Consider the following 20,292-nt stretch of genomic DNA (forward strand, 5'->3'; position numbering starts at 1 on the left):
CCTCAGGCTTTCGCCGCTGGCGGCTTGCCTACCGAGCACAGGCGGATCGAGTCGGCGAGGATCTCGATCGCCTTGGGCCGCGGAAAGCTGGCACGCCAGGCGATCGCCACGGTGCGGAACGGCACTGGCGGCGTCAGCGGGCGAATCTCCAGTACGCCCGGCGAATAGTGATGGCTCTCCACCGCCGAGAGCGGCAGGATCGACACGCCCAGGCCCGAGGCGACCATGTGGCGGATGGTTTCCAGCGAACTGGACTCCACCGTGGTGTGGCTCGGCGCCTCGCCCTTGCGCGTGGTCGGGCAGGCTTCGAGCACCTGATCGCGGAAGCAGTGGCCTTCGCCGAGCAGCAGCAGGCTCTTGTCGTTGAGCATCTCGGCGTCGATGGTTTCCTTGGCGGTCCACGGATGGTCGGCCGGCATCAGTACGTAGAACGGCTCGTCGTACAGCGGCTTGGTCAGTACGTCGGCTTCCTGGAACGGCAGCGCGACGATGATCGCGTCCAGCTCGCCGGTGCGCAGCTTGTCGCGCAGGATGTGGGTGAAGTTTTCCTCGATGTACAGCGGCATGTCCGGCGCCACGCGGTGCAACTGCGGGATCAGGTGCGGGAACATGTAGGGCCCGACGGTATAGATGGCGCCGACCTTGAGCGGCGCAGCCAGCTGGTTCTTGCCGACCTGGGCCAGCTCACGGATGCTTTGCGCCTGCTCCAGCACCTTCTGCGCCTGGGTCACGATGCCTTCGCCGACCGGCGTCAGGCGCACGGCGCTCTTGGTGCGCTCGAAGATCAGAACGCCCAGCTCGTCCTCGAGCTTCTTGACGCCAACCGACAGGGTTGGCTGACTGACGTGGCAGCGTTCGGCGGCGCGGCCGAAGTGCTGTTCCTGGGCAAGGGTGACGATATAGCGCAGTTCGGTCAGAGTCATAGTCAGCATCCATCAAAGTGCCTGCAAGCATAGCCTTTTGCGTAGCGCATAACCAAGCCATCGGCATGCTGCGAAAGCCGGTAAACTCGGCTACATGCACCCGCATAGCGGGACCACCTGAGGGAGCGGAACATGGGCAAGCGCCTGAGCGTATTGATCGCAGGTTGCGGTGACGTCGGCAGTCGCCTCGGCCTGCAACTGAGTCGTGCCGGCTGGACGGTGTATGGCCTGCGGCGCAATGCCGCCGAGCTGCCGGTGCCGATCCTGCCGGTCAACGGTGACCTTAGCGAGCCGCACTGCCCGCGCTGCTGGCCCAACGGCGGGCTGGACTATCTGGTCTATGCCGCTTCCGCCAGCGAGCACGACGAGGCCGGCTATCGCCGCGCCTATGTCGAAGGGCTGCGCAATGTGCTTGGCTGGCTGCAACAGCATGACCAGCGGCCGCGGCGGCTGCTGTTCGTCTCCAGTACCGGTGTCTATGCCCAGCGCGACGGCGAATGGATCGATGAGGATTCGGCCACCGAGCCCGGCGGCTTTACCGGCCGGGTGATGCTCGAGGCCGAGCAGCTGGCGCTCGGATGCGGGCTGCCGGTAACCCGGGTGCGCATGGGTGGCCTGTACGATCCGGCGCGGCCGTGGCTGCAGAACCAGGTACGCGCCGGCTTGCGCGTCGAGCGTGATCCGCCGCAGTACAGCAACCGCATTCATCGCGATGATGCCGCCGGCCTGCTGGCCTTTCTGTTGCAGACCGATGCCAATGGCGGGGCGCTCGACGACTGCTATCTCGGTGTCGATGACGACCCGGCGCCGCTGCACGAGGTGGTCGACTGGCTGCGCGAGCGGCTGGGTGTCAGCCATTGGGCCGAGCAGAGCATGACCCGCCGCGCCGGCAGCAAGCGCTGCAGCAATGCCCGTGCCCGTGCGTTGGGTTGGACGCCCCGATTCCCCAGCTACCGTGACGGGTATGCCTCGCTCGGGCGCAATCGGCACTAGGTGTGCAGCCCGTCGGCAAACGGGCAACTTCTTGTGCGGCGCTGCTTACTAAATCCTGACAGCACGCCGCACCGGCCATAGGGGAGCTACAGCGAGGCAGCGAAGGAGAATCACCACAGGCGGCGTTTCCGACACCTGATCAGGAGATTGTCCATGAGAGCCCTCCGCTGGCACGGCAAGCACGACATCCGCTGCGACGACCACGTCCCCGACCCGAGCATCGAAGATCCGCGCGACGCCATCATCAAGGTCAGTTCCTGCGCCATTTGCGGCTCCGACCTGCACCTGTACGACGGCTTCATGCCTGGCATGCAGCACGGCGACATCATGGGCCACGAGTTCATGGGCGAGGTGATGGAAGTCGGCTCGGCGAACAAGAAGCTCAAGGTCGGCGACCGTGTGGTGGTGCCCTTCACCATTGTCTGCGGCGAATGCGACCAGTGCCGGCGCGGCAACTTCTCCGTCTGCGAGCGCACCAACCGCAACAAGGACATCGCCGACAAGGTATTCGGCCATTCCACCGCCGGCCTCTACGGCTACACCCACCTCACCGGTGGTTATGCCGGCGGCCAGGCCGAGTATGTGCGGGTGCCCTATGCCGATGTCGGCCCGGTGGTGATCCCCAATGGCCTGACCGACGAGCAGGTGCTGTTTCTCGGCGACATCCTGCCCACCGGCTGGCAGGCCGCGGCACAGTGCGACATCCAGCCCACCGACACCGTGGCGATCTGGGGTGCCGGGCCGGTGGGCCAGTTCGCCATCCGCAGCGCGCTGATGATGGGTGCCGAGCAGGTCATCTGCATCGATAACGTGCCCGAGCGGTTGTCCATGGCCCGCGCTGGCGGCGCCATCACCATCAACTTCGACGAAGAAAGCGTGCTTGAGCGGCTGTCCGAGCTGACCCGTGGCAAGGGCCCGGAGAAGTGCATCGACTCGGTGGGCATGGAGGCTCATGCGGCACGTTCCATCGACTCGATGTACGACCGCGCCAAGCAGGCGCTGATGTTGGAAAGCGACCGGCCGCACGTGCTGCGCGAGATGATCTATGTCTGCCGTCCGGCCGGCATCATTTCCATTCCCGGCGTCTACGGCGGGTTGATCGACAAGATCCCGTTCGGCGCGGCGATGAACAAGGGGCTGACCTTCCGCATGGGCCAGACCCACGTCAACCGCTGGACCGACGACCTGCTCAGGCGCATCCAGGAAGGTGAGATCGATCCGAGCTTCGTCATCACCCACAGCGTCAGCCTCGAGCAGGGTCCAGAGATGTACAAGACCTTCCGCGACAAGCATGACGGCTGCATCAAGGTGGTTCTGAAGCCGTGAACCTGTCGCCGATCCCTACGCTAGGGATCGGCCGAGCCAAAGCATCGAGCGAGGAGTCTTCATGAGCATTCCACGTCAAGTCACCCGGCCCAATCACTCCGCGCGCACGCTGGCGCGGGGGCTGGGCTGGTTCAGTATCGGCCTGGGCGTCGTCCAGCTGGTAGCGCCGCGGCAAGTCGCGCGCTTCATCGGCATGTCCGGCAGCGATGGCGTGATCCGCGCCTGCGGCCTGCGCGAGATCGCCACCGGCGTCGGCATCCTGCTGGCGGACGATCCCAAGCCCTGGATCTACGGCCGTATCGGCGGCGATGCGCTGGACCTGGCCGGTCTCGGCTGGAGCATCGAGCAAGGCAACGAGCCGGCCAATGCCGCCATTGCCGCCGGCGCGGTGGCCGGCATCACCGCACTGGACCTGAGCTGCGCCAAGGGCCTGGATGCCGAGCGCAAGCCGTTCACCGAATGGGACTACAGCGACCGCAGCGGCTTTCCCGGCGGTTCGGCGCAAGTGCGCGGCAGCGTCGGGGCGGAATTCGCCGCCGCGCGGGCCGAGCCCAATGGGTATCCGCCATCGGTTCACTGAGCTGGAATTCGGGGCGACCGGGCCACTGCACGGTCGACTCTGTGCGCGACAATCCGCCGCATTTGCTATGGTGGCCGACCGTTTCGGTCGCAGGCCTTCGCCGCGCCGCCAGTTTGCAGATGAGAGTCCATGTCCTCGGTCATCAATGTCGTCCTGCCCGTCTTCGCCCTGATTCTGCTCGGTTTCCTGTGCCGCCGCACAGGGCGGTTGGGGCCGACCGGTGCCTCCGAACTCAACCGTTTCGTCGTCTGGCTGGGCCTGCCGGCGTTGCTCTTCAGCGTGGTCGCAACCTCCACCTGGGAGCAACTCTGGCAGCCCGGCTTCATCGCCGCGTTTTCCATCGGCTGCCTCGGCGTGTTCGCCTTTACCCTCGGCTATCGCATGCTGCAGAAGCAGCCGCTGGTCGATGCCAGCCTGGATGCGCTGGGGGCGTCCTACGCCAATACCGGCTATGTCGGGATTCCGCTGTGCATGCTGGTGCTTGGCGATGAGGCGCTGCAGCCAGCGATGGTCGCCTCGATCGTGGTGGTTTGCGTACTGTTCGCCATTGCCCTGGCCTGCGTCGAGACCGGCTTGCATGCCGGGCAGGGCCTGCTGCGCACGCTGGGCAAGGTAAGCCGTGCACTGTCGCGCAATCCACTGGTGATCGCACCCGTGCTCGGCGCGCTCTGGGCAGCCAGCGGCTTGCAGCTGCCGGTGCCGCTGGAAACGCTGCTCAAGTTGCTGGGCGCGGCGGCGGCGCCCTGCGCGCTGGTCTCGCTGGGGCTGTTCCTCGCCCAGCCTCAGCCGGGCGGCCAGGTTCGGGGGGTATGGCCGCTGGTGGGGCTGAAGCTGGTGGTGCAGCCGCTGATCACCTGGTACCTGGCCTTCGAAGTGTTCCAGCTGCCGACGCTGTGGGCCTATTCCGCGCTGCTGCTCAGCGCGCTGCCGACCGGCACCGGGCCGTACATGCTCGCCGAGTTCTATGGACGGGAAGGCTCGCGTGTCTCGCGGGTGGTGCTGCTGTCGACGCTGGGCTCGCTGATCAGCCTGTCGCTGATTCTGGTGCTGTTGCCGGTCTGATTTGCATGCGCTCACTTGGCGCGTGGATAAGCCTGCGGCGTTATCCACCCTACGCCGGCCTGCCGTTGGGTGGAAAACCACGCGGTAGCGGTCAGCTCGCCGCCCGCGTCACTTCCAGCACCACGGCAGCGATGCGATCGCACTGGGTATAGGCCCCGCCAAGCAACTCCTCGCCGAACACGTCCGGATCGATCTCGCGGTAACGCCACTGCAGGTCGGTGCGTTCCAGCCGTTGGCGTACCTCGGCGAGGAAGGGGTCCTGGTTTTCCAGCATTGCCACGCCGGTATACAGCAGCAGCGTGCCGCCCGGCGCCAGACGGCCAAGCGCGGCGTCGAGGATCGCCAGCGACAGGCCGGCACCGAGCGGCCCGCCGCCGTGGCGATAGGCGCGCTGGTCGGCATCGACCAGATAGGGCGGGTTGGCCAGCACCAGATCGAACTCGCCTTCTGCCGCGCCCAGTAGATCGCTGTGTGCGGCGCGCAGGTTGTCCGCGCCGGCCAGTGCCGCGTTGATGCGCGTCAGGCGCAGCGCGGCCGGGTTGATGTCCAGTGCCAGCACCTCGGCTTGTGGCCGCGCCAGTGCGGTCAGAATCGCACCGGCGCCCGAGCCGCAGCCGATGTCGACTGCGCGGCGAATCTCGCCAGCATGCTGGTTCAGATGACAGCAGATGGCACTGGCGAAACGATAGGTATCCGGGCCGAAGAACACCGCGTCGCTGGCTTCGGTGGGAAATGCCGAGTGCAGGAACAGCTGCCCGTCCAGGCTGGACAGGCGCACCTTCGAGCGCCAGCGCGAGCCACGGGATTCCAGCACGTCGGCCTGGTCCATCAGGCTGAACAGCGGTGGTGGCAGCAGCTCGTGCTGGAACGGGCGACTCCAGCCGAAGACACCCGGTAGGTCTTCGGCAAGCGCGTTCTCCGGACGCTGGTTGACCCGTTCATGGGTCAGCGGAGTGGGGGTGATGAAGTGATAGCCGCGATCTCGCAGGGCCTGGCCCAGATGCAGCAGGGCGCGGTCCTGCGCGGTTTCCATGGTCATGGTTGCTTTCCCTGGTTTGCCTTGTCAGTTGAACAGACCGCTGAACAGCCGCGTGGCCAGCAGGCCGGCGCTACTGTGATGACGCTGCGGCGCGAGCAACGGCCGCAGCAGGTGCAGGCGCGCGGCGCGGTCCGGCAGGCGCGCGACCTGCTGTTCGAGCAGCTTGAGCTCCTCGTCGAAATCGTTGCCGGTAGCGGCCGCCGCGGGCACTGGCACCCTCGGGCCGGGCTGCGGACGGCGCGCGTTGAACAGCGCCTGGCGCTGCAGCAGCGCACCGCGCGGGCTGCGCTTGCCGTCGGCCTGCCAGTCGGCGGCGATCCAGTCGTGGATCATCTGCTGCTCGTAAGGGCTGAATACGCCGAACATCGGCGCCTGTTCACCAACGATCAGTTGCCAGAAGCGGCTTTCATGCGGGTCATGGCCGCGCTTGATCCAGCCGCGACTGTCCAGCACGGCGAGAAACTGCTCGACGTCGTCGGCCAGCCATTGATTGACCGTGCGGCCCTCGAAGCGGCAGTAGTCGGAATGAACGAACTGGCCGACCGCGGCCTTCTTCTCGAGGATGCGCTGCACTTCACGAGGCAGGTCGAAATCACCGATCACCGAGACGCTGCTGGCGCCCAGGTCGTTGAGCCGGTAGCCGTCGCGCACTCGTCGATAGAACTGCGCGCTGTCGCCTACCTGCGGCAAGGCATCCAGCACGCCCTGTACGGCTTTCTTCGCATGGCCATTGTCGGCGTTGTCGACGGTGACGTGCAGGGTGAAGTAATACGGGTCGATGCCCAGTTCGGTCAGCTCGTAGGCGCTGATCAAGAGGTGCAGCGGCAGCTGTTCGTAGCCCAGATTGAAGCCGATCACTTCCGGCAGGAACTGCTCGGCATGCTCGGCCAGGGCCAGCTGGATGGCGCCCTGGACGAAGTGCTCGTCGTCCAGTTCCTGCCAGTCGTCGCAGCCCTGGCTGGCCAGCAGCTTGCGGTAGAGCACCACGTGGTTCTTCTCCGGCAGACCTTCGCCGAGCTCTTCCAGATAGGTCTGGATCAGCGCGGTGAAGCGCGCATCGTCCCAGCGCTGCAGCAGGCCATAGAGCCAGGCGCCGTCGACCAGTTTGGTCGGCGCCACACCACGCAGGAAATGCAGCGCGTGCGCCTTGCTGGAGAAATAGCGGCGCGCCGCCCCGGCCCGGCGCTGGTCCAGGTAGGCCTGGTACTGGCGACCGACCGCTTCGGTGTGCCGCATGACCCAACCCTGCAACTGCGCGGGATCATCGGGCAGGTCGCAGGGCAACGCGGCGACCTGCTCGAGCTGCCCGCGCAGGTAATCGGCGGCCGCCCTGCGGCTCTGCTCGTCGGTTTCCCGGAGCAGAGCGAAATACAGATCCCTGGACGGCTGCGCATCGGGCGTCGCGAGGGCTGGGGTGATCGGCAGGCTGCGAGTAGTGAGGTGCATGGCTTTGTTCTGCGGCAGTTCTAGTCGAGTTTTGGCTGCCGGGCCTGTGGTTTAGTTCAGCCGCGCCGCCGAGTGGCCACTTGTCCAGAAAGGCGGCTGCGTTCTGCAACTTCCTCACCGGCATCCCTTCCTAATCGAAAGGCTCCCGGATCGGCCGGGCGCGCCTGCCGCACGGAGTGAACGCGATGAGTCACAACGAACAGGGCCGCGAAAGCGTCGAGTCCATCGACCAGAGCGGGGATGCCCATCAGCAGAACCCGGAAACCACCACCACCCACGGGGAAGTCGCCGGTGGCGATGAGGCCGACGTGCCGGGCGGTGCCTACAACGTCCCGCCGGGACTGGCCGAGGATGTCAGCGACGAGGAGGCGTTGCACGAGTCGCCGCCCGCGCAACGGTCATCGCAATGAGCGGCAATCGCGTGTCGCTCGGCTTGGCCAGGCGATCTCAGGGGGCGGAGAAAAACCTGACGTCCGACGGGCGCTCCACGGCCAGCGTCTGCAGGGTTTCGCCCAGCCTGCCGCTGGCTGGATCTCGCGCAGGTTGCCGTCGGCTTCGATGGCGAAGCCGATGATGTGGTTGTAGTCGCCGCGGTCGCTGACATAGAGGAAACGTCCGTCAGCCGAGGTGTGGATCGCTCCGGGTGAATGGCGAACGTCAGGCGCGGCCTCGGCGAGGCTCAGCAGTTGGCGCCGGACAAGCCTGCCGTCGGTGTAGTCGAAGCGCGCCACCTGGGCGCTCAGTTCCAGTGTGAGGAAGGCGTACCGGCCTTGCGGGTCGAACACCAGATGGCGCGGGCCGCTGCCCGGCGGCAGTTCGATGCTGGCCGGCTCGTCGGGTTGCAGGGGGCGTTCGGCACGGCTTGGTTCGTAGCGGTAGACGAAGACCCGGTCGGCGCCCAGGTCGCTGACCAGCAGTCGCTTGCCGTCCGGCGTCGGCACGGCCGAGTGGACATGTGCCGATTGCTGGCGCTGCGGGTGTACTCGGCTCGCCTGGTGGGCGGCGATCTGCGTGACGGGAAGCGGCCGGCCGTCTGCGGCAAGCGGCATCACAGCCAGGTGACCGCCGGGGTTCGCCCGCGAACCGTAGTTGCTGACGAACAGGTAGCGTCCGTCCGGGCTGAGGCTGGCGTGGGTCGGTTCGTCGCCGAGGCTGGTGCTCTGCCCGATGGGCTGGTAGTCGCCGCGGCTGTCGAGCTGCCAGGCGCTGACGCGCCCGATCGGGTCGGTCCGGGTGGGAGCGTTCTCGTTGGTGGCGTAGAGCCGGCCGCGCTGCCGCTCCTGCACCATCCAGGACGGGTTGTGGCTGGCAAGCACCTGCAGCGGTTGCGGGTCGATTCGGCCCCTTTGCGGGTCGAAGCGCAGGCGCAGGATGCCCGGGCTGCCGCTTCCGTCGGTATAGCTGCCGATCAGGATCTGCATGTCGTGGCTCTCGGCTCGGGCACCGGCCGCCAGCCCCGCGCCGACCAGCAGGGCGAAAGCGATGTGGCACAGAGCAGAACGGATGGTTGAAATCATGCCGCTATGACCGCGGTAAAGCCGCAACGCTCCCTGGCGGGTGCGAACGAGCGGCACCCTGCAAGGTCGTATGTCCAGCCGGGCGTATGCCGGCTCCCCGATTCCAGGAAGACGCATGGACCATTTGCTCCCGGTACAGCTTGCCGAATTACAGAACATCGCAACCAGTCTGGCTGAAAGCCTGATTGCCCCCCGCGCGGCCGAGGTCGATGCCGAGTGTCGCTGGCCTGCCCATTCGATGCAGGCGCTCGGCGAGGCCGGACTGCTCGGGCTGCAGGTGCCGAGCGAGCTGGGCGGCCTGGGGCAGGGACTGCTGGGCCTGTGCGTGTTGACCGAAGCCATCGCCCGCGCCTGTCCGTCGTCGGCGCTGTGCTTCGGCATGCACTGCGTGGCCACGGCGGTAATCGCCGCCAAGGCCACGGATCATCAGCGCGAAAATTATCTGCGGGAAATCGCCCGGGGTCGCCACATCACCACGCTGGCCTTGTCCGAGCAGGGCACCGGTGCGCATTTCTACCTGCCGGAAACCCGCCTGGATGCCGACGGTGAGGACTTCATCGTCGATGGCACCAAGCAGTTCGTCACCAATGGCGGACATGCCGATTCCTACGTCGTATCCACCGTGGCTGCCGGTGCCGAGGCCGGTGATTTCAGCTGTCTGATCGTCGACCGGGACAGTGCCGGGATGCAGTGGCTGGATCCCTGGGCCGGCTTCGGCATGCGCGGCAACTCGTCGCGGCCGCTCAAGCTCGATCAGGTGCGGGTACCTGCGCGCAATCTCCTGGGCGCGCCGGGCGATCAGGTCTGGTATGTGTTCGAGGTGGTGGCGCCATTCTTCCTCATGGCCATGGCCGGAACCTACCTGGGCGTTGCCCAGGCGGCGCTGGACGAAGCGGGCCTGCACCTTCGCGCGCGCCGCTACAGTCACTCCGGGGAATGCCTGCGCGATGTGGAGAGCCTGCAGGTGCGCTATGGCGAGCTCTGGACCGACCTGGTAAAGACCCGCGCTCTGGTGCGCGAAGCCGCCCGCCGCGGCGATGGCTCGCATCCCGAGGCGCTGCCGTTCATTCTGGCGTGCAAGGCCGACGCGGCACAAACCGCGGTGCATCTGGCCAACGAGGCGATGACCCTCTGTGGCGGTGCGGCCTACAGGGAAGATAGCTGCCTGGCGCGCCTGTTGCGCGATGCCCGCGCCAGCCATGTGATGACACCCACCACCGGCCTGCTCAAGCTCTGGACCGGACGCAGCCTGCTCGGGCTGCCGCTGCTATGAGCGAACTGCTGCTCGATCGTATCGCCCTGTTGGGAGTGGACGAGCGCATGCGCGGGCAACTCGTCAGCTGGGCGGCAGAGCGTCGCTTGCAATTGCACCACCTCGATGCCGCGGCGCTGGCGTTGGCTGACGAGGAGCCGGCGCTGATACTGCTGGGACCTCAGCTGCAGCGTCCGGTCGCCCTGGCGCGGCAGATGCGCAGCCGCTGGAAGACGGCGCAACTGCTGTTTCTCTGCGACGTCGAGCAGGAGGAGGCATTGCACCGCGAGCTGGGGCCCGCGCCCATGCTGGGGCCGCATTGGTCCATCGTCGCGGACGGCCCGCCCGGACTGGCGCAGCCGCTCGATCAGGCGCTGGCGGGCGTGCGGCGCCGTGCGCGCCTGCGGACCACGCTGGCACGGGTCAATGCCGAAGTCGACGGAACGCAGGCGGGCAAGCGCTCATCGGCCAATGCAGACCTCTATCTGCACCACTTCATCGATGCCGCGCGCGATGCCATTCTCGGCGTCGATCGCCAGGGCGCGGTGCTCTACTGGAGCGCCGGTGCTGTCGAGACATTCGGTCTGACGCGGGCCGAGGTACTGGGGCGCGAAGCGAGCAGTCTGCCGTTCTGGAGCGCGGCGCTGGGCGAGACGCTGGCCCGTGTGCTGGATAACGGCATCACGCTCACCCTGCAGCACGAGGACGAAGCCGCCAGACGCACGCTGGAGGTCGTCGTCGCCGCGGTGGCCACCGCCAACGGTGCGGTAATCGGTGCTGCGCTGACCTTGCGTGATGTCTCGGCGCTGGTCGCCGAGCGCCGTGCCAGCGAACTGCACGGGCGCCAGCTCAGCGAGGAACGTGCCCAGCTCCAGCGGCTGTTCGACCAGGCGCCCGGATTCATCGCCATCACCGAGGGACCGGAACACGTCCTGAAAATCGCCAATCGGGCCTTCCAGCATCTGGTTGGCGACAACCAGTTGCTCGGCCGCCAGGCGTTCGAGGTCTTCCCGCAGCTGGAAAGCCGTGCGGTATTCGAGCTGCTGCAACAGGTCTATGTAACCGGGCGTCCCTATCTCGGCCGCGACATCGCCGTGCGCGTACGCCCGCAGGCCGGCGGCAAGGCCGAGCGGCGCTACGTGGATTTCATCTTCCAGCCGGTGCTGACCGAGGACGAACAGATCAGCGGCATCTTCTGCCAGGGCCACGACGTGACCGCCCGGATGCAGGCCCGACACGAGCTGGAGCGCTCACGCGAGCACCTGCAGGAGTTGGTCGAGGAACGCACCCGTGAGCTGGAACTGAGCCGCCAGGCGCTGTACCAGTCGCAGAAGCTCGAGGCCATCGGCAAGCTCACCGGTGGCGTCGCCCACGATTTCAACAACGTGCTGCAGGTGATCGCCGGCAATCTGCAGCTGCTGCAACCCTTGATGGGAGACAACCGCGCGGCCGCCAAGCGGGTCGATGCGGCCGCTTCGGCAGTCGATCGCGGTGCCAAGTTGGCCCGTCAGCTGCTTGCTTTCGCCCGGCGCCAGCCGTTGCGGCCGCAGCCGACCAATCTTGGCCGGCTGCTGCGCGCCCTGGACGAACTGCTGCGCCAGGCCTTGGGCGAGCGCATCGAAATCGAGACCGTGGTCGCTGGCGGACTGTGGACCACCATGGTCGATCCCCACCAGCTCGAACAGGTGGTGCTGAACCTGGCGATCAATGCGCGCGATGCCATGCCCGAGGGCGGCAAGCTGACCCTCGAGCTGGGCAACGCCATGCTCGATGAGCACTACGCTGAAACCCAGACTGACGTGGCGCCCGGTCAGTACGTGCTATTGGCGGTATCCGATACCGGTGTCGGAATGCCGGCCGACGTGATCGAGCATGCCTTCGAGCCGTTCTTCACGACCAAGCCGGAGGGCCACGGCACGGGGCTCGGCCTGAGCATGGCCTATGGCTTCGCCAAGCAGAGCGGCGGTCACATACGCCTCTACAGCGAGCAGGATGCGGGCACCACGGTGAAGCTCTACCTGCCGCGCACCGAGCAAAGCGAAGTGATCGCGCCGCAGCATGTCGCCGGCCCGGTCGTCGGTGGCAGCGAGACCATCCTGGTGGTGGAGGACGACCTGCCGGTACAGGCGACGGTGATCGAGCTGCTTTCCGGCCTCGGTTATCGGGTGCTGCGCGCCAATGATGCGCAAAGTGCCCTGAGCATCCTGCAGAGTGGCCTTGCGATCGACCTGCTGTTCACCGACGTGGTCATGCCCGGGTCGTTGAGCAGCACCGAGCTGGCGCGACAGGCACGCCTGCTGCTGCCGGACATCGCCGTGCTCTACACCTCCGGCTACACGCGCAACGCCATCGTGCATGGCGGTCGTCTCGACTCCGGGGTGGAGCTGCTGAGCAAGCCCTATCGCCAGGAAGACCTGGCGCGCAAGGTGCGCCACCTGCTCGCCGCACGCAACGCCAGCGACACGTTCGTTGCTCGCCAGTGGGTAATGGTGGTGGAAGATCAGCCGCAACTGCTGGCGCTGGCCTGCGAGATGGTGGAGGAGCTGGGTTACTGCGCCCGCGGTTATCCCAACGCCGAACTGGCCGGGCAGGCGCTGCACGAGCAGCGCTTCGACCATCTGCTGCTGGACATCAACCTGCCGGGGCGATCCGGCCGCGACTTCGCCGCGGAAGCCCTCCGCACCCAGCCGTGGCTGCGGCTGGTATTCGCTTCCGGTGAAGGACACATCGCCAGTGACCTGCCATCCCGCTCGCTGAGCAAGCCGTTCAGTTTCGATCAGCTCGCCGAGGCGCTGCAGCCGTGAGCGCGCGCGCCGGCGATCGCGCAGTACAGCGGGACAGCCCATGCGCGCCGATGGCGACCGGGGCGGCGAGGGCCAGCCAGCTCAGCCAGTCGCCCGCGCCTTCTGACACCAGTCCGGCGACCAGGCCGATGACGGACAGCGCGGCGATCACGACCGGCCATAGCCAGATACGCCTCATGCCCGCACCTCCGTTGCGCCGCGCTTGAGCCACAGGTACAGCCCGCTGCCCAGCACGACGATGGTGAGGATATCCAGCAGCCCCCAGAGGATCTTCAGCGGCAGTCCGCCGTAGTCGCCGAAGTGCAACGGTTCGGACAGTTGCAGCGCGGTGACGTACCAGGGCCGGGCGCCGGCTTCCAGCACCTCGCCATTGGCCGGGTCGACCAGCAGCGCCTGAGTCAGACGTGAAGTCAGCGGCGTGTCGCCGCGCAGGATCACGGCCACATGTTCAGGCGTGGCGCGCAGCGTACCGGGGTAGGCGATCATCGATACCGCCATGCCCGGCGCTGCGGCCAGCACGCGGTCCACCGCCGTCTGCAGCGAGCCGTCGGCCGCAGGCGCAGCGCTGGCATCGGCGGCCAGCAGTACCCGCGTCTCACCGGCTTGCAGCGCGGCGACCTGTTCGGCCTGCCAGGCCTGGAAGATCAGGTCCGCCCAGGTGTTGATCACGCCGGTGAAGCCCACTGCCAGTGCCCACACCAGCGTGACGATGCCCAGCAGGTTGTGCAGGTCCAGCCAGCGGGTACGCGGCGCGCGTTCCTGGCGCACCTCGCCGAAGCGCAGCTTGCGCATGAAGGGTGCGTAGAGCACCACGCCGGAAATGATCGCGACCATCAGTAGCAGGCCCATGAAACCGAGGAACAGCTTGCCAGCCAGCCCCGCGTAGAGGTTGACATGCAGGCGGTACATCACGCTCATGAAGCCTTCGTCGAAGTTCGGCGCACCCAGCACCTCGGCCGTGCGGGCGTCGGAAAGGATCAGGGTCGACTGGCTTTCGTCGGTGTCGACCCGGGTGTCGAGCTTGACGTACCAGACATCCGGCGCGTCTTCCTCGGCGAAGAAATACAGCGGCACCAGCCCTGGATAGGCCTCGACCGCCTTCGCCGCCACCTGATCGACCGGAGCGCGCGGCGTGCCCTCGGGCAGCGCCGGCGCCTCGATCTCGTTGCCGGTGAGGTGATCGATCTCATGCGAGAAGACCAGCGGCAGGCCGGTCAGGCACAGCAGCAGGATGAACAGCGTGCAGACGAGGCTGGACCACTTGTGGACCCAGCCCCAGCGGCGAAGGGTGACTGCCTGCATCAGAAGTCGACCGTGGCGCTGACCGAGAGGGTACGCGGGGCGCCGAGGACGAGGTAGTTGGCATTCGGATAGCCACCCACCGACGCCCAGTAGTCACGACCGGTTGCGTTGTCCAGACGGGCGCGCAGGGTTACGTCACGCTCATCGATAACCATGCGGTAGCGCGCGCCGAGGTCCAGGCGGGTCCAAGATGGCGCTTCAATGTCATTGGCGGCATCGGCGTACTGGCTGCTGGTATAGACGACACGGCTGGTCAGGGTCAGACCATTGGTGCCGGGCACGTCCCATTCACCGCCGATATTGGCCTGAGTACGTGGCACACCGATCGCGCGGTTACCCTCGTTGACCCCATCCTGGGTACTGGTCAGCTCGGCATCGAGCAGGGTCACGCCGCCCAACAGGCGAACGCCATAGGTCGGCTCACCGAACACTGAGAGTTCGACCCCGCGGTTGCGCTGTTCGCCGCCGTCGGTGAACACGCCAGTTTCGACCCCACCAGTGTCAACGACGTCCTCGACGATGCTGAAGGGGCGGTCGGTGGTGAACACCGCTAGGCTCCCGCCAAGGGCGCCACCGTCATACTTGACGCCGACCTCGAACTGCTCGGCCACATAGGGATCAAGCGCTTCGCCAGCATTGGTAATGATTGTTGTGCCGCTTCGTGCCGAAGCGATGTCGCCCTTGACCAGACCTTCAATGTAGTTCGCATAGACCGAAATTTCGTCGTTGAGCTGGTACACCACTCCGGCTACCGGCGTGTTTTCGTAGCGCTTGTATGCAGAGCCGCGCTCGCCATTGTTGTAGTCATAAGACTTGAGCTCGATACCCTGACGTCGCGCACCGAGCGTGACCAGCAGCCGATCATCCATAAAGCCAAGAGTGTCTGCGATGGCTAGGCTTTGGGTGTGGATATGGGCGACGAGTCCCGGGTCCGAGAGCGATCCGCCACTGGCGAAGGGACCGGTTGCATATTGTGGGCGAGGGACATCGATCGGCGTGTACAGGTTGCCGCCGAAGACGGCCGAAGTCGCGTAGGCGTTGCGCTCCTTTGAATCGAAAATCGCTGCTGAGGTCACCCATTGATGGCTTACAGCGCCAGTTTGGAATTTGCCGCGAAGGCCCATTTCCCCCGTCCAGACATCGTCTTCGCGGACATTTTCGAAAAGCGACGCTGTGGTCAGGCCATCACCGTTATAGGTGGGGGTCGCTAGTCTGTTGTCTTCGTCGCCTTTGCGCATGCCGGCGGCCAGCCAGCCTGTCACGGAATCAGCGAAATCGTATTCAGCGCGAAAGGTGCCAAAGGTCTGCTTCTCTTTGGAGAACGTCCATGGCTGAGCGAAGTTGTCTCTAGCATCCGGCGCGCTGGGAACAATCGGATCCGTGGAACGTAGATAAACACTCGGGCGTGGGTTATCGATGAAGTGGTACTGGTGACCGATGTCCCCGGACAGGCGGAAGTTGTCGCCCTGGTAATCGAGGCCAAGGGCGAACATGTCGAGGGTGCGATCCTCATCTTCGACCGTGGTCTCGCCGGCACGCTTGGCCGCATTCAGGCGTACGCCGAAGCGCTCCTCTTCACCAAAGCGGCGGGCGACGTCCGCGTGGGTCATGGCCTGGCCACCACTCTCGGCACCGAGCGTCAGGCGCGTCAGCGGCTCGTTCGGCGCGCGCTTGGGCAGGATGTTGATCGCGCCGCCAATGCCGCTGCCACCTGGGGCTGCGCCGTTGAGGAAGGTATTGGCGCCGCGGAACACTTCCACGCGCTCGATGAACTCGGCGGCCACGTACTGGCGCGGCAAAAGGCCGTAGAGGCCGTTGTAGGAGATATCGTCGGAGTACACCGGGAAGCCGCGCACCACGTACAGTTCCTGGAAGTTGCCGAAGCCGCGCGCTACCCGCACCGACGGGTCATTCTGCAGCACGTCAGAGACGCTGCGTGCCTGCTGGTCCTGGATCAGTTGCGAGGTATAGGCCGTCGAGGTAAACGGCGTTTCCATGTAGTCGCGATTGCCGAGAATACCCACACGCCCGCCGCGGGCCACCTGCTCGCCGGCGTAGGGCTGGGTCAGGCCGTCGGCCGAGGCGTCGGCGCTGGCGGTGATCTCGACTGACTGCAGCTCCAGCGGCTCAGCTGCAGCACCTTGCGGCTGGCCATCGGTCTGTTCCTGGGCCATGAGCGGCGAGCCAGCGAAGCTGGCGGCAAGGCAAACGGGCAGCAGTGCTGTTTTGCGCGGGAAGCGAAGTGTGGGCATGGGAGACCTGACCGGACGTTGAACTGTTGTGGCGATGAAATGGTGAGCGTTTGAGATCGCGTGCCATATGGGAGCCACTATCATATTTCAACGAGAATAATTCGCAACCGTATTCCGCTTGTCGGTATCTATGCGCAACGAAGCGTTGCCGACGAAACGCCTGGTCTGGACGGGCTGGGTCATGCTGAGCTGTCGTGCCGATGGACGGCTCGCCAGCCGCCGATCATCCAGGCCATGGCCGCTCCTGCAGGGTTCGCGCGAGGCGTGTGGTGGGAGCACGCCGTCTTCGGATGACGTTTGCGCGCGTCTTTAGCGGTCCGCGCAACGCTTGGCTCCGTCAGCCATCCGTACTGTCCGCTGGCAGATAATCGCTGCGGCTCAGGCCGTGCCGCTGCATCTTTTCGTTGAGGGTACGCCGCGGCAGCTGGAGCAGGGTCATGGCCTCGGTGATGTTGCCTTTGCATTGCTGCAGGGCGTTGTGCAGGCATTGTGCTTCGAAGGCTTCCATCTGTTCGGCCAATGACTGGCCGCCGCTGCCTGCCGGTGCCGATGCCGGTGCGCTGAGGCCGAGGGCATGGCGTTCGGCGGCGTTGATCAGTTCGCGCACGTTGCCCGGCCAGTCGTGGGCGAGCAGATGCGTCAGTTCGCCAGGCGTCACCGGTGGGGCGGCGCGGCCATGGCGCTGGGCGGCCTGGCTGGCGAAGTGCTCGAACAGCAGGGGGATGTCTTCGCGGCGATCGCGCAGCGGCGGGATATGCAGCTCGGCGACATTCAGCCGGTACAGCAGGTCCTCGCGGAAACGCCCGCCACGCACCTCTTCCAGCAGGTCCGGCTTGGCCGCGCTGATCACCCGCAGGTCGACCTCGATGCTGCGGTTCGAGCCCAGGCGCTCCAGGGTCTTTTCCTGCAGTACGCGCAGCAGCTTGACCTGCTGCGCCAGCGGCATGCTTTCGATCTCGTCGAGGAACAGCGTGCCGCCAGCGGCGTGTTCGATGCGGCCGATGCGCTTGCCCTGGGCGCCGGTGAAGGCGCCGCTCTCGTGGCCGAACAGCTCGCTCTCGAAGATGGTTTCAGGGATCGCCGCGCAGTTGAGCGCGACGAAGGGGCCAGCAGAGCGTGGGCTGAAGTCGTGCAGGCAGCGGGCGACCTGTTCCTTGCCGCTGCCGGTCTCGCCGCGGATCAGCACATTGACGTCGGTGCCGGCCAGCTCCAGTACCTGGCGGCGCAGGTTGGTCATGACGCGAGACACGCCGAGCAGCTGCGACTCTATGCGCCCCTTGCGCGCGAACTGTTCGCGCAGCTGGCGGTTCTCGCAGACCAGCCGGCGTTTGTCCATGGCGCGGCGCACGCTGTCGAGCAGGCGCTCGGGGGTGAAGGGCTTTTCGATGAAGTCGTAGGCACCCTGGCGCAGCGCCTGCACCGCCATGGGCACGTCGCCGTGCCCGGTGACCATGATCACCGGCAGGTCCGGATCCAGCTCGACCAGCTTTTCGAGCAGGCCGAGGCCGTCCAGATCCGGCATGCGCACGTCGCTGATCAGGACTCCGGCGAAGTCCCGGTCCAGCGCCGTCAAAGCTTCCCTGGCACGGGAGAATGTGCGCACCTGGAAGCCGGACAGCTCCAGCCATTGCTGTACGGCCTGGCGGATCGCCGCTTCGTCGTCGATGAAGATTACCTGCCCGCTCATTGCCTGCTCCTCGCGGTCGCGTCGCGGCAGTTTACTCGGCGGCGGCCGCTTCGGGGCACCTGTAAAAACGTAGGCGAGCCTGTAAGCGCAATACCGATGGCTGCCCCTGTCCGGACGGCCCACGAGCCTGTTTCTAGCGCACCGACGCCACGCCGTTCAGTGTTTAGAGGTCCCCTTCGGCAGCCGGCAACGTCAGGGTGAACACCGCGCCCTGTTCGTCATTGCTGACGTCCAGCGTGCCGCCCATGTCGCGCACGATGCCGTAGGACACCGCCAGCCCCAGCCCCAGTCCCTGACCCACCGGCTTGGTGGTGAAAAAAGGCTCGAACACCTGATCCAGGTGTTCGTCGGCAATACCGCCGCCGTTGTCGGCCACGCTGAGCTGCCAGCTGTTGCCGATGAGCTGGCAACGGATGCGTAGCCGCCGCTGTGGCCGTTCGGCCATGGCATCCAAAGCGTTGTGCAGCAGGTTGATCAGCACCTGTTCCAGGCGGATGGCGTCGCCACTGACCGTGGCTTCGGCCGGCACCTGGCGAAACACCTCGACCTGCTCGCTGCGAATGCGCGGCGAAAGCAGCTGCAGAGCCTGCTCGAGCACCTCGGCCAGGCTCAGCCGTTGGCGCAACCCGGCCGGGCTCTTGCGGGCGAAGGTTTTCAGGTGACCGGTCAGCGCCGCCATCCGCTCGAGCAATCCTTCGACATGCCCGAGTCCTTCGCGCACCTCGCCGTCTCGGCCACTGTCGAGCAGCAGCCGCAGGCTGGCCAGCTGCATGCGCAACGCGGTCAGCGGCTGGTTGATCTCGTGGGCGAGGGCGGCGGACATCTGCCCCAGGGCCGCCATGCGCGCGGCATGCACCAGTTCGTCCTGGGCGGTGTGCAGTTCGCGGGTGCGCTCTTGGACCAGGTGCTCCAGCTCGCTGCGGCTGCGCATCTCGACGCGCCGGGTCTTGCGCCGCTGTGCCAGATAGAGCAGCAGGAAGGCCAGGGTCATCCAGACGCCCGCCGCGGCAAGACGGTAGCTGCGCACACTGGCGACCACCATTTGCGGGTCATGCAGCAGGTGCAGCGTCCAGTCCTCTTCTGGCAGGGCCAGGCGTTGCCAGAGGTATTCGCGCTGGCCATCCGGACCTTTCACCAGGCGCCGCTCGCTGCCTTCGGCGAGCGGCTGTATGCGGCTGCTGTGCAACGGCTGCAGCGTCTGTTCGGCATAGCGGCGGGCGTCGATCAGGCGGTTGCGCACCTCGTCGCTGAGCGGGCGCAGGTAGCGAAAGCGCCAGGCCGGGCGGTTGGTGAGGATGACGATGTCCAGCGAATCGGCGATCAGCAGAATGCCCGGCTGGCCGACCCAGTCGCGCTGCATGTCTTCCAGCTCCAGCTTGACCACCAGCACGCCAAGCACTTCGCCGGCAGCGTTCTTCACCGAACTGGAGAGGAAGTAGCCGGGGATGCCGGTGGTCACGCCGACGGCGAAATAGCGGCCGCTGTCGTTGCTCACCGCGTCGCGGAAATACGGGCGGAACGCGTAGTTGTTGCCGACGAAGCTGCTCCAGTCGCGCCAGTTGCTGGCGGCGATGGTTTCGCCGGTGCGGTCGAGCAGGTACAGCACCGAGGAGCCGGCGGCATGATTCTGCTGTTCCAGGCGCTGGTTTAGCTGTTCGCGCAACTGCTGGTTATCGGGATCGGCGAGCAACGCCTGGATATCGCTGTCCAGTGCCAGCAGCGCCGGCACCGAGCGGAAACGTTCGACCTGGGTGTGGATCGCCTGGGCGTAGAGCTCCAGCTGGCCGCGGGCTTCCAGGGCCCGCTCGCTCCACGCGCGCTGCTCGGCAAGCTGCCCGGCCCAGTACATGCTGAGTAGCAGGCCGGCGAGAATCGGCGCGACGATCAAAACAACACGGAGACGGCTGGACATCGCTGGCATGAAGATTCGCGGGAAGATGCGCCGATGGTAAGCGAAAGCCAGGGGCTGTGTGGCGCTGATCGGCAAGCATCGTTGCAACCAAAGTCTTGTCTGGAGCGTGTGGAGGCACAGTGCCAGCATCGGTATACTGCAGGGAGTTTCAACCGGCTCGAGCAGGGATCGCTTGTCGGTAGGCCACGCCGCCCAAT

At 66.2% G+C, this 20,292-nt stretch carries 15 protein-coding genes and 1 pseudogene; 7 read left to right on the top strand and 9 right to left on the bottom strand.

Features of this window, described 5'->3' with window-relative positions:
• Positions 1-2: 2 nt before the first annotated feature.
• Positions 3-923, bottom strand: a complete 921-nt coding sequence (locus B597_RS34130; protein WP_003291710.1) for a hydrogen peroxide-inducible genes activator — start codon at positions 921-923, stop codon at positions 3-5.
• 132 nt (positions 924-1,055) lie between these two features.
• Here B597_RS34130 and B597_RS34135 point away from each other — a divergent pair, with 132 nt between their 5' ends.
• The 4 genes from B597_RS34135 to B597_RS34150 all read left to right on the top strand — a co-directional run bounded on the left by B597_RS34135 (position 1,056) and on the right by B597_RS34150 (position 4,884).
• Entirely contained in the window at positions 1,056-1,916 is an 861-nt protein-coding gene (locus B597_RS34135; RefSeq protein WP_003291711.1) for an NAD-dependent epimerase/dehydratase family protein, read from the top strand.
• Positions 1,917-2,069: 153 nt separating this feature from the next.
• Positions 2,070-3,242, top strand: a complete 1,173-nt coding sequence (locus B597_RS34140; RefSeq protein WP_003291712.1) for a zinc-dependent alcohol dehydrogenase — start codon at positions 2,070-2,072, stop codon at positions 3,240-3,242.
• 61 nt (positions 3,243-3,303) lie between these two features.
• On the top strand, positions 3,304-3,822 hold the full coding sequence (locus tag B597_RS34145) for a hypothetical protein (protein WP_003291713.1): 519 nt from the start codon (positions 3,304-3,306) through the stop codon (positions 3,820-3,822).
• 129 nt (positions 3,823-3,951) lie between these two features.
• Positions 3,952-4,884 (top strand): AEC family transporter, encoded by a 933-nt coding sequence (locus B597_RS34150; RefSeq protein ID WP_024161968.1) that lies wholly within the window; start codon positions 3,952-3,954, stop codon positions 4,882-4,884.
• 91 nt (positions 4,885-4,975) lie between these two features.
• Here B597_RS34150 and B597_RS34155 read toward each other — a convergent pair whose 3' ends face one another.
• Both B597_RS34155 and B597_RS34160 read right to left on the bottom strand, forming a co-directional pair.
• Positions 4,976-5,923, bottom strand: a complete 948-nt coding sequence (locus tag B597_RS34155) for a methyltransferase (protein WP_003291715.1) — start codon at positions 5,921-5,923, stop codon at positions 4,976-4,978.
• Between the two features lie 24 nt (positions 5,924-5,947).
• A complete protein-coding gene (locus B597_RS34160; RefSeq protein ID WP_003291716.1) occupies positions 5,948-7,369 on the bottom strand; it encodes an iron-containing redox enzyme family protein in 1,422 nt (473 codons plus the stop codon).
• Between the two features lie 185 nt (positions 7,370-7,554).
• Here B597_RS34160 and B597_RS34165 point away from each other — a divergent pair, with 185 nt between their 5' ends.
• Positions 7,555-7,779: a hypothetical protein gene (locus B597_RS34165; protein ID WP_003291717.1), complete on the top strand. Its 225-nt coding sequence runs from the start codon at positions 7,555-7,557 to the stop codon at positions 7,777-7,779.
• 37 nt (positions 7,780-7,816) lie between these two features.
• Here the strand turns inward: B597_RS34165 and B597_RS34170 are convergent.
• Positions 7,817-8,886: pseudogene (locus B597_RS34170) on the bottom strand (lactonase family protein).
• Between the two features lie 115 nt (positions 8,887-9,001).
• Between B597_RS34170 and B597_RS34175 the strand changes: the two are divergent.
• Together B597_RS34175 and B597_RS34180 are read left to right on the top strand one after the other, a co-directional pair.
• Entirely contained in the window at positions 9,002-10,159 is a 1,158-nt protein-coding gene (locus tag B597_RS34175) for an acyl-CoA dehydrogenase family protein (RefSeq protein ID WP_024161969.1), read from the top strand.
• Complete coding sequence (locus B597_RS34180) at positions 10,156-12,942, top strand: ATP-binding protein (protein ID WP_003291719.1); 2,787 nt, start codon at positions 10,156-10,158, stop codon at positions 12,940-12,942. Before B597_RS34175 ends, B597_RS34180 begins: the two co-directional genes overlap by 4 nt.
• On the opposite strand, the gene B597_RS34185 is transcribed toward B597_RS34180, so the two are convergent.
• From B597_RS34185 to B597_RS34205, 5 genes are all read right to left on the bottom strand, one after another.
• Positions 12,905-13,120 carry a hypothetical protein gene (locus tag B597_RS34185; RefSeq protein WP_003291721.1) on the bottom strand — a complete coding sequence of 72 codons (216 nt, stop codon included), beginning with the start codon at positions 13,118-13,120 and terminating at the stop codon, positions 12,905-12,907. The genes B597_RS34180 and B597_RS34185 overlap by 38 nt on opposite strands.
• Positions 13,117-14,244 carry a PepSY-associated TM helix domain-containing protein gene (locus tag B597_RS34190; RefSeq protein WP_003291722.1) on the bottom strand — a complete coding sequence of 376 codons (1,128 nt, stop codon included), beginning with the start codon at positions 14,242-14,244 and terminating at the stop codon, positions 13,117-13,119. The genes B597_RS34185 and B597_RS34190 overlap by 4 nt, the downstream gene beginning before the upstream one ends.
• On the bottom strand, positions 14,244-16,496 hold the full coding sequence (locus B597_RS34195; protein WP_003291723.1) for a TonB-dependent receptor: 2,253 nt from the start codon (positions 16,494-16,496) through the stop codon (positions 14,244-14,246). The genes B597_RS34190 and B597_RS34195 overlap by 1 nt, the downstream gene beginning before the upstream one ends.
• Positions 16,497-16,833: 337 nt before the next feature.
• Positions 16,834-18,183, bottom strand: a complete 1,350-nt coding sequence (locus B597_RS34200) for a sigma-54-dependent transcriptional regulator (protein ID WP_024161970.1) — start codon at positions 18,181-18,183, stop codon at positions 16,834-16,836.
• Positions 18,184-18,346: 163 nt separating this feature from the next.
• Complete coding sequence (locus B597_RS34205) at positions 18,347-20,104, bottom strand: sensor histidine kinase (protein WP_024161971.1); 1,758 nt, start codon at positions 20,102-20,104, stop codon at positions 18,347-18,349.
• Between the last annotated feature and the right edge of the window lie 188 nt (positions 20,105-20,292).

The organism is Stutzerimonas stutzeri KOS6, assembly GCF_000307775.2.
Taxonomy (GTDB): domain Bacteria; phylum Pseudomonadota; class Gammaproteobacteria; order Pseudomonadales; family Pseudomonadaceae; genus Stutzerimonas; species Stutzerimonas stutzeri_B.